Source organism: Methylobacterium aerolatum (genome assembly GCF_022179085.1).
Lineage (GTDB): Bacteria > Pseudomonadota > Alphaproteobacteria > Rhizobiales > Beijerinckiaceae > Methylobacterium > Methylobacterium aerolatum.
The window spans coordinates 1-8,540 of record NZ_BPQE01000050.1 but is presented as its reverse complement, the minus strand read 5'-3'; the positions used below and the strand labels follow the sequence as shown (position 1 = coordinate 8,540).

Below are 8,540 nucleotides of genomic sequence, written 5' to 3'. Positions count from 1 at the left end.
CCTGATCACCGACCGGGGCGACCTGATCCTCGACAACAAGACCGACACGATCCTGCCCTGGCACCGCACCGGCTACGTCTTCATCAAGCGCGAGAGCCAGGACGCCCAGGCCTGGGTGTCGCTCGGCGGCGCCACCTCGCCCGTCACCACCGCCAACCGCTGATCCGTCAGGCGGCGCGGGCGAGATCCGCGCGGTCGAGGGTGGCGACATAAGCCTCCACCCGGCCGATGAAGCCGGCGAGATGGGGGGCGATGCCGCGCAGGCTCGCGAGGTCCCGGGTCAGGATATCGAGGGAGAGGGCGCGGTCGCCGGCGACCGTGGCGCCCTCCAAGTGGGCGTTCACCGCGTGCTCCGCGATGCCGAGCGCTCCGGCCCGTCCATCCTCGGCGAGCGCTCTGATCACCTGTTGGATGGCGGGCTGCATGGTCCAATCCTTCGGCATCGCTTGGCGGTCCGGTCCGGTGGCCGCAATCTTGCGAACCCTGTCCGACCCACGCCCGCAACCGGGTGTTGCGGGAGGCGCATCTGAAGCCGCCTATGCGGCCGGAAATCAAGGATGAGACGGGGTTAACGGGGGCATCGCAGGGCCGCCATGCTCACGGCGCATGGCTTAGCCGTGAGCTCCGCGCGGAAAAAGCGTGGTCTTCGGGGAACCTTCGCGGGGCGGCCACCGTTCTCTCGCCTTCAATTTTCTGTTGTCTATGCAACCGGCGCGTGCGAGCCTCCGTCGTCGGCTAACGTGTTCGCGGCGGTCGCAGGGTCGCCGGAATCACGCCAAGCCCTTGTTGTTGCCGCATCTTCCGCCTCCGGCCCGTCCGGCCCCGGCGGAGGGTGCTTCGAACGGCGAGACGGCGGATGACCGAAGGCGCAGGCGTTCCGGGCTTCCCGATCGGAGACCTTCTCTCCGGCCGCGCGCCGGCCCTCGCTCCCCTCGCCGCGCGAGGGCGGCAGGCGGCGAGCCTCGCCGTGATCGGGCTCCTCCTGACCCTCGGCAGCGCCACCACCCACGCCCACCGCGGTCCCGACCTGCCGTCCGGCCTGCCCGCCGCCGCCGGTGCCCCGACCCGCAGCATCCCCGGCTGGGCGGATTTCTGCCGCCGCGAGCCCGCGGAATGCACCGTCGATCTCGCCGAGCCCACGGTGATTCCCCTCACCGTCGCCGTGTGGCGGACCCTGCGCAGCGTGAATGCCCGGGTGAACGGGCGGATCAAGCCCATGACCGACCAGGCCCATTGGGGCCTCACCGACCGCTGGGACTTCCCCGACGACGGGTTCGGCGATTGCGAGGATTATCAGCTCCTCAAGCGGCGGATGCTGGCGGAACGGGGCCTGCCGCGCCGGGCGCTTCTGATGACCGTGGTGATCGACGAGACCAACGAGGGCCACGCGGTGCTGACGGTGCGCACCGACCGGGGCGACTTCATCCTCGACAACAAGACCGACGAGATCCGCTCGTGGAAGCGGGTGCCCTACAGCTTCGTGAAGCGCGCGGGCCAGGAAGGCACCGCCTGGGTGTCCCTGGAGGAGCCGGCCACCACTCCCGCCGCCGGGGCGAAGGTCGCGACAGCCGAGCCGTGAGCGGTCAGACGCGGACGATCATCGCCGCGAGATCGAGGGCGACGCGTCCGGAGACCAAGCTCCAGCCGCATGCGATCATGGTCGCCAGCATCACGAAGGGGAACGGACGGCCCTCGATGCGCCGCCCGCGCACGGTGTTCCGCAGGATGATGAAGGGCGCGGAGAAGGCGAGCAGCGGCAGGGCGGCCACGGCCAGGAAGCCGCCGCGCTCCAGCAAGCTGAAGCTCGCCCTCCGCGCCGCCACCAGCTCGAAGGCGCTGGCCAGCAGGCCCGACAGGGCGAGCCCGATGCACAGGGTGCGCAGCGAGTCGAGGGCGGTGGGGCTGAGGGACATGGCCTGCGATCCGTCGAGACCACGCCACTCTGACCGATCGTTTACGACACGTTAAGGGAAAGGTTTCGTTAGCGTTAACGCAGAGGAGCCCGTCACCGCACGCGATGCGAAGCCATCGCGGGCAGCGGGACGCTTCCCGACGTGGCGCCGCCGAACGGTGTCGGCGCCCTTGCAGCGGCCCGCCGACGCCTCATTCCTCGTCGAGGTCGATGTCGAGGATGGCCATGCGGAAGACGAAGGAATCGTCGCCGTCCTCCTTGTCGTCGGCGACGACGCCGATCGACTCCTCCCCGATGAAGACCTCCGCGGTGTCGCCGGTCTTCATCGCCACGAGGCGGATGTTGGTGTTCGCGAAGGTGCGGCGCATGTAGGCTTGCAGCTTCGCGATCTCGGATTTGGTCACGCTGTCAGTTCTCCGTGTGGGCTTGTCCGCCGAAACCGGCCGACATGCCGATGATCGGACACGGCCTCCGGGCTCCGGGGATCCGGGAGGGCGCGCGCCGGCGCACGAACGGGCGAAGGGGCAGCGCTTGCCATGCCGGGGGCCCGGCGGCAAGCGCCGCCCTCAGGCGCCGCCGCGGGACGAACACCTGAGCGCGCCGTCAGATCCCTTCGCCGACATGGATGAAGGCATCGAGGGCGACCAGCTGGTCCATGGCCCGGGCCGGGTCGTCGCAGCCGGCGGTGCCGACCACGCGGGCGGGCACGCCCACCACCGTCGTGTTCGGCGGCACGGCCCGCAGCACCACCGAGCCGGCGGCCACGCGGGCGCAGGCCCCCACTTCGATGTTGCCGAGGATCTTGGCCCCGGCGCCGATCATGACGCCCCGGCGGATCTTCGGGTGGCGGTCGCCCCGCTGCTTGCCGGTACCGCCGAGGGTCACGGCGTGCAGGATCGACACCTCGTCCTCGATCACCGCCGTGGAGCCGACGACGAGTCCCGTGGCATGGTCGAGGAAGACGCCCCGGCCGATCCGCGCGGCGGGATGGATGTCGCACTGGAACACCTCCGAGACACGGCTCTGGAGGTAGAGGGCGAGGTCCCGGCGTCCCCGCGTCCAGACGTGATGGGCGAGGCGGTGGGCCTCCAGCGCGTGGAAGCCCTTGAAGTAGAGTACCGGCTCCAGCGCCCGCAGGGTCGCCGGATCACGGTCGATCACCGCGCCGATATCCGCCCGGAACGCCTCGCCGATGCCCGGATCGGCCTGGATCGCCTCGTGGAAGGCGTGGGCGATGAGTTCGGCGGGCAGGGACGGGTGCCCGAGCCGGGCGGCGACCCGGTGGGCCACCGCGCCCTCCAGGGTCGGATGGTTAAGGATCGTGGCGACGATGAAGGAGGCGAGTTGCGGCTCGCTCCGCAGCACCTCCTCGGCCTCGCTCCGCAGGCGCGACCAGACGGGATCGCACACGGCGATATCGCCCTTGGCCTTCGCCGGGGTGAAGAGTGGACTTACGGTCATGGCCCCGCGCTCGCGCTTTGCCGGTCCGGGGATCGCCGGTCCCGCGCCGTGCGGCCCACCGGTCCTCGCGGCGGGGGATGCTGCGAGGAATGCGGCTCAGGGCGCGGTGTCGGCGCGGCAGGAGACTCCGCCGGGTCTAAGGGGATCCGCCCATCCGGGGCAGGTCGGTCAGGCCCCTCATCGTGGGGGCGCAGGTCCGCCCGATCAAGGCCGGCGGACGCTTGGGTGCGACGCACCAAGCCCCCTTGTCACGACTCCCTGGTCACGGCTTCCTGGCCCCGGCGCCCGTCACGGCGCCGCGGCGTCGGCCGATCCTGCCCCATCCGGGGTCAGGGCGCCGAACCGCGCCTCGATCGTTCCGATCAGCCGGTCGAGCATCGTCGGAACCGGGATGTTCGAGGTGTCCACCTGGGCTGCGGCCCGCGCATAGAGGGGCTCGCGGCTGGCGAGCACGGCGCGCAGTTCCTGCATCGCCGAAGCGTGGTCGCCGGTGGTGGGCAGGTGGCCCTGCTCGCGCACGCGGCTCATGTGCTCCTCCGGCCGGGCACGCAGCCACACCGTGTAGAACGCCTGCAGCAGCAGATCGTAGGTCAGCGGCTCCGCGACGATTCCCCCGCTGGTCGCCAGGATCAGCGGGCCGGGATGCTCGGTGAGGCGGCGCAGGGCCCCCTGCTCCAGGCGGCGGTACCCCTCCTGCCCATAGATCGCGAAGATCTCGGGCACGGACAGGGCGTTCTCACGCTCGATTTCGGCGTTCAGCTCCACGAAGGTCCAGCCCAGCCGCTCGGCGGCGAGCTTGCCCAGGGTCGACTTGCCCGCGCCGCGCAGGCCGATCAGCGCGACGCGCATCGCCCCGGCCGATTCGCGCCGGTTGCCGCCGGAGAGGACGTCCTTGGCCGCCGCGATCTGCGCGGGGTTGGCCTGCGTGAGCAGGTCCCGGATCACCGGCCAGTCGGGTTGGCTCTCGTCGCCGGTGATCATGTCGTCGAGGCGCACGCCCATGGCGTTCGCCACCCGCCGCAGCAGGATGATCGAGACGTTGCCCTGCCCGCCCTCGAGCTGGGCGATGTAGCGCTCGGACAGGCCCGAGAGCTGCGACAGGACCTTGCGGGACAGGCCACGGACCGTCCGCGCATGGCGCACCCGGCGGCCGAGATCCGCCAGGAAGAGCGTTTCTTGTTCGATCACGCCGGTCATGGCGCCGCTGGCTCTCCTGCCTGCCGAGAGGGGCTGCTGATCGCGGGCCCGCCCTCCGCCTGGAAACGGGCAAGCCCGCGCCCGGACCATCCTCGCGGAGACCGGCGCATGCAACCCACATTATTCGCTGTCGTCGCCATCGCCTCTATCGGGCGCACGGATTCCAGATCTGGCCCGCTGTGGCGGCGTGTTGCTTATCTGTTGCGGAACGCCCTGCCGGTCAAGTCTCGGGAGCGAGTGCGTCCGAACCCCGTGTGGGCAAGTCCGCTGGGTCCGCTTCGTTTCCCGCGGTGCCTACTGCGTCGGCAGGGCCACGGCTTCCTGGAGGATGGGGGCCGTGGCCGCCGGCCGGGGAGCGGGGGCGGCCATGGCCAGCATCCGGGCCGAGGGACGGCGCGGCGGCAGGGGGACCTCCACCGCGTCGGCGGCGCCGGCGGCATCGGCCTTGGCAGTCTCGGCGACGACCTTCGCGGTCTCGCCGCCGGTCGATCCCGGCGAGAGGCGGAGCTCCGAGAGGGCGGCCTGGGCCGAGGGGCCGGTCATCCCCTCGGGACGACGGGGCGGCAGGGGCACCTCGACCGAGGCGACGGCCGCCTCCACCTGCGGCGCGGCGGATGCCTGCGGCGCGGGGGCGAAGGGGTCGGCCTGGAGGCTCGCGAACTGGACCTGGGCGCCGCCCGCGAGGGCCGCCGGACGGCGGGGCGGCAGCGGCACCTCCACGCTCTCGGCGGGGGCGGCGGCGACGGCGGGGGCGTAGGCGAGGGCGCCCGGCGCGGGCTCGCCGGCGGGCTGGCCGGTGAACAGGCTCGCCAGCGCGCTCGCGGAGGCGGCCACCGGCGCCACGGCGGAGGCGACGACCGTCGAGACGCCCTGGCGCTTGGCGGCGTAATAGTAGCCGCGGTTGTAGTACTGATAGGCTTGGTGGAGGTTGCCCTGGGCCGTGCGGTAGGCCCCGGCGAGGTAGGCGACCCCGTAGCGGAGGTTGGTCGCGGGGTCGTAGAGCCCGGCCGCATCCCCCTGATAGCCCAGGGACCGGGCGGTCGCGTGCTTGATCTGCATGAGACCCAGCGCGCTCCCGCCCTTGGCGTTCGGATTGTAGTTGCTTTCGCGCTTCACGACGGCGTGCACGAAGCTCGCCGGCACTCCGTTCGCCTTCGCCTGCTGTTCGATCAGCAGGTCGATGTTGTCCCGCGCCGTTTGTGCCGACACGGCCGCCGGAACGGCCACGAGGGTGGCAGCAAGGAAGAGGCGATGCATTCGAGACCCGGTGCTGCTTGTTCTATGCTCAAGCTAGGTCACCGGGAAATGAGGCCGGAAAGCGGCCTGGAATCGGCGGAGTGACGGCAGAACGGGGATGGACAGATCCTCTCCGCCGCCTCACGCCTTCGGGCCGGAGCGCTGTGCCCGGCGCGCCACAGCCGTCTCGCCGCCTGTGGACGGCGCCAGGACGAACCGGGCGACGCCTTCGGCGAATCCGTCCGAATCGTTGTCCGCCGTGACGGCGCGGGCGGCGGCCTTCACCGCCGCGTCGCCGTTGCCCATCGCCACCGCGAGGCCGCTCCGGGCGAACATGGGTATGTCGTTGGCGGCGTCGCCGAAGGTGGCGATCCGCTCCGGCGGGATGCCGAGGTGGCGGCTCAGCCACGTCACGAACCGCCCCTTGTCGAAACCCGGCGGCGTCACGTCGAGGTAGTAGGGCTGCGAGCGGTGCACGGTGGCCCGGTCCCCGAGGGCGGCGGCGAGCCTGCCCTCGCAGGCCGCCAGATGCGCCGGGTCCCGCGACACGCCCACGATCTTCGAGGCGGCGGCCAGGAGGGGACCAAGGTCGGCGGTCACCCGCGGCTCGGCCTGGAGGGTCCGGCGTTCGAGGTCGGTATAGGGCGCCTGCGGGTCGCGCAGGTGCCACGCCCCGGCGGCGAAGACCCAGACATCGACGCCCTCGGCCATCAGCCGGTCGGCGGCCTCGCGGGCGGCGTCGCCGGGGATGAGCGTCTCCTCGATCACGGCGAGGTCCGGCCCGATCACCGTGGCGCCGTTGTAGGCCCCGACCGGCAGGTCGAGGGACAGGTCCGCCACGAGGCTCCGCAGCCCCACGGGCGGGCGGGCCGAGGCGATGGTGAAGCCGATCCCCGCCGCGCGCAGCCGTGCCACCGCCGCCAGGGTCGCGGGCGCGAGCCGCTTGTCCGAGGTCACGAGGGTGCCGTCCACATCGGAGACGACGAGGGCGATGGGCTCCGGCGTCACGGCTCAGGTCTCCTGCGTGGCCAGCGCCACGATCCTGTCCGCGATCCGCTCCGGCGGTTCGGCGATGCCGACGGTGATCGGATGCTCCTCCGGGGCGGGCGGTTCGAGGACTGCGAATTGGCTGTCGAGGAGGAGCGGCGACATGAAATGCCCCCGCCGCCCTGCGAGGCGGGCCGCAATCACCTCCCTGGACCCCTCGAGATACACGATCCGCACCCGGCGGCTGCCGCCGGTCAGGACGTCCCGGTAGGCCCGGCGCAGGGCCGAGCAGACCACCACGCCCGATTCCCGCGCCTCCAGGCGCTCGCGGATCCAGACGGCGATGCGGGCGAGCCACGGCGCGCGGTCCGCGTCGTCGAGGGCATGGCCCGCATGCATCTTCGCGATGTGCTCGGGCGTGTGGAACGCGTCGCCGTCGATGAAGGCGCAGCCGAGCCGCTGCGCGACGAGGGCGGCCACGGTGCTCTTGCCCGAGCCCGAGACGCCCATCACCACCAGCACTTGTGCCAGGGAGGGGCCCGTCCCGCCGGGCTTCTCCGGGCCGTTGCGCGTCGTCTCCATGCGGGCCGTCCGTTCCCCGCGCTCGACCGCCGCCGTGGGCACGGCGGGTCGAGCGAGCGCCGTCCCCCAGGTTCTAAAGCGTCCGGCGGGCTGCGGCATCCCCGCCCGTGGCGATTCGCGGAACCAGCCCCCCGCCCTCGCGTTGGCTGGAACAATTCAAGAACGGAGATGGGTCATGGCGAAGGGCAACGCGGCGGCGAGCGAGGGGGGCAACCCCAAGACCGATCCGAAGGACGTCTCGAACCAGATCAAGGATCCGGACGAGTGGACCACCGGCGGCGAGCCGATGACCGGGGCGCAGGCCTCCTACCTGAAGACGCTGTCCGAGGAGGCGAAGGAGCCCGAGGCGTTCGACGAATCGCTCGGCAAGGCCGAGGCCTCGAAGCGGATCGACGACCTCCGGCACAAGGCCGGTAAGGCCTGAGGGAGAGGGCGCCCGGAGGCCGGCCCCGCCGGTCTCCGGTTCCGTTAAGGGGACGGCAAGTCCCGTCCTGTATCCCTGGTGCTCTTTCGTCGCCCCGGACGGTCCGACTCCGCGGCGGTCAGGCGGTGGGAACCATGAGCGAGCGGATCAGGGACACGGCCGCCCCCTCCGTCACGGGGATGCTTCGGACCGCCCGCCGTTTCCTCGGGGACATGCGCGGCGCCACGGCGATCGAGTACGCCATGATCGGCGGACTGATCTTCGCCGTCATCGCCGGAAGCCTCAAGGTCTACGGCTCGCGCATGAGCGACGTCTACGGCCAGATCGGCAGCGCCATGGCCCAGGTGAACTGAAGCCGGCCGACGGCCCTATCGGGCAGGCCCCGATCAAGCCGGCAAAGCCGGCGAAGTGCCCGGTATAATCGTGTGTTGCGAGGATGAAATGGTCATTCCCGCCGTGCGCGCGCCAGTGTGACCAGCCCGCTACGGACTTACCCCTGCCCTTCAGGTAGGCACGACATCGGCAAGACCGATGGACACCGGCTGGATGCGATTCTCACCGATCTACCTGCTCGCCGCTGCGGCGCTGTCGGGCTGCACGGCTCTGCCTGCGGCGGGACCGACGGCCTCGGCGATCGAGGCGGGCTCGACCGTGCCGCAGGCCGACGGGGCGCTGCTGGCCCGCTACGAGATCATCGACGTCACCCCGGCGATCGTGGAGGCCCTGCGCGGCCGCCCGCTG

12 protein-coding genes and 1 pseudogene are annotated in these 8,540 nt (G+C 71.7%); 5 read left to right on the top strand and 8 right to left on the bottom strand.

The genetic code is table 11. The annotated features are described in order from the left end of the window. Window positions 1-163 (top strand): transglutaminase-like cysteine peptidase (locus MFF06_RS22385; RefSeq protein ID WP_238208378.1); only part of this gene is annotated, 163 nt, incomplete at its 5' end. A 4-nt stretch (window positions 164-167) separates the two neighbouring features. Here MFF06_RS22385 and MFF06_RS22380 read toward each other — a convergent pair. After that, window positions 168-425 carry a hypothetical protein gene (locus tag MFF06_RS22380; protein WP_238208376.1) on the bottom strand — a complete coding sequence of 86 codons (258 nt, stop codon included), beginning with the start codon at window positions 423-425 and terminating at the stop codon, window positions 168-170. Window positions 426-856: 431 nt separating this feature from the next. Between MFF06_RS22380 and MFF06_RS22375 the strand changes: the two genes are divergently transcribed. Then, window positions 857-1,579: a transglutaminase-like cysteine peptidase gene (locus MFF06_RS22375; RefSeq protein WP_238208374.1), complete on the top strand. Its 723-nt coding sequence runs from the start codon at window positions 857-859 to the stop codon at window positions 1,577-1,579. Between the two features lie 4 nt (window positions 1,580-1,583). On the opposite strand, the gene MFF06_RS22370 is transcribed toward MFF06_RS22375, so the two are convergent. The 7 genes from MFF06_RS22370 to MFF06_RS22340 form a co-directional block, all read right to left on the bottom strand. Next, window positions 1,584-1,913 (bottom strand): DUF6949 family protein, encoded by a 330-nt coding sequence (locus tag MFF06_RS22370; protein ID WP_238208373.1) that lies wholly within the window; start codon window positions 1,911-1,913, stop codon window positions 1,584-1,586. Between the two features lie 190 nt (window positions 1,914-2,103). Then, complete coding sequence (locus tag MFF06_RS22365; protein WP_238208371.1) at window positions 2,104-2,316, bottom strand: DUF3126 family protein; 213 nt, start codon at window positions 2,314-2,316, stop codon at window positions 2,104-2,106. A gap of 199 nt (window positions 2,317-2,515) precedes the next feature. Beyond that, entirely contained in the window at window positions 2,516-3,373 is an 858-nt protein-coding gene (gene cysE, locus MFF06_RS22360) for a serine O-acetyltransferase (RefSeq protein ID WP_238208369.1), read from the bottom strand. 288 nt (window positions 3,374-3,661) lie between these two features. Further along, window positions 3,662-4,570 carry a helix-turn-helix transcriptional regulator gene (locus MFF06_RS22355; RefSeq protein WP_238208367.1) on the bottom strand — a complete coding sequence of 303 codons (909 nt, stop codon included), beginning with the start codon at window positions 4,568-4,570 and terminating at the stop codon, window positions 3,662-3,664. Between the two features lie 294 nt (window positions 4,571-4,864). Continuing rightward, window positions 4,865-5,827 (bottom strand): lytic transglycosylase domain-containing protein, encoded by a 963-nt coding sequence (locus MFF06_RS22350; RefSeq protein ID WP_238208365.1) that lies wholly within the window; start codon window positions 5,825-5,827, stop codon window positions 4,865-4,867. A gap of 120 nt (window positions 5,828-5,947) precedes the next feature. Next, the gene (locus MFF06_RS22345) at window positions 5,948-6,814 is read right to left on the bottom strand and encodes a Cof-type HAD-IIB family hydrolase (protein ID WP_238208364.1); all 867 of its coding nucleotides are present in this window, start codon (window positions 6,812-6,814) and stop codon (window positions 5,948-5,950) included. Between the two features lie 3 nt (window positions 6,815-6,817). Next, window positions 6,818-7,375, bottom strand: a complete 558-nt coding sequence (locus MFF06_RS22340; protein ID WP_238208362.1) for a gluconokinase — start codon at window positions 7,373-7,375, stop codon at window positions 6,818-6,820. Between the two features lie 175 nt (window positions 7,376-7,550). On the opposite strand from MFF06_RS22340, the gene MFF06_RS22335 reads away from it, so the two are divergent. The 3 genes and pseudogenes from MFF06_RS22335 to MFF06_RS22325 all read left to right on the top strand — a co-directional run. Then, window positions 7,551-7,799: a DUF3072 domain-containing protein gene (locus MFF06_RS22335; RefSeq protein WP_238208359.1), complete on the top strand. Its 249-nt coding sequence runs from the start codon at window positions 7,551-7,553 to the stop codon at window positions 7,797-7,799. A 134-nt stretch (window positions 7,800-7,933) separates the two neighbouring features. Then, the gene (locus MFF06_RS22330) at window positions 7,934-8,152 is read left to right on the top strand and encodes a Flp family type IVb pilin (RefSeq protein ID WP_238208357.1); all 219 of its coding nucleotides are present in this window, start codon (window positions 7,934-7,936) and stop codon (window positions 8,150-8,152) included. Window positions 8,153-8,345: 193 nt separating this feature from the next. After that, a pseudogene (locus tag MFF06_RS22325) lies at window positions 8,346-8,540 on the top strand (polysaccharide biosynthesis/export family protein); the annotation flags it as partial.

Coding starts and splice junctions, on each gene's coding strand:
- MFF06_RS22380 (WP_238208376.1), bottom strand. CDS start 425: ATGCAGCCCGCCATCCAACAGGTGATCAGAGCGCTCGCCGAGGATGGA.
- MFF06_RS22375 (WP_238208374.1), top strand. CDS start 857: ATGACCGAAGGCGCAGGCGTTCCGGGCTTCCCGATCGGAGACCTTCTC.
- MFF06_RS22370 (WP_238208373.1), bottom strand. CDS start 1,913: ATGTCCCTCAGCCCCACCGCCCTCGACTCGCTGCGCACCCTGTGCATC.
- cysE (WP_238208369.1), bottom strand. CDS start 3,373: ATGACCGTAAGTCCACTCTTCACCCCGGCGAAGGCCAAGGGCGATATC.
- MFF06_RS22355 (WP_238208367.1), bottom strand. CDS start 4,570: ATGACCGGCGTGATCGAACAAGAAACGCTCTTCCTGGCGGATCTCGGC.
- MFF06_RS22350 (WP_238208365.1), bottom strand. CDS start 5,827: ATGCATCGCCTCTTCCTTGCTGCCACCCTCGTGGCCGTTCCGGCGGCC.
- MFF06_RS22340 (WP_238208362.1), bottom strand. CDS start 7,375: ATGGAGACGACGCGCAACGGCCCGGAGAAGCCCGGCGGGACGGGCCCC.
- MFF06_RS22335 (WP_238208359.1), top strand. CDS start 7,551: ATGGCGAAGGGCAACGCGGCGGCGAGCGAGGGGGGCAACCCCAAGACC.
- MFF06_RS22330 (WP_238208357.1), top strand. CDS start 7,934: ATGAGCGAGCGGATCAGGGACACGGCCGCCCCCTCCGTCACGGGGATG.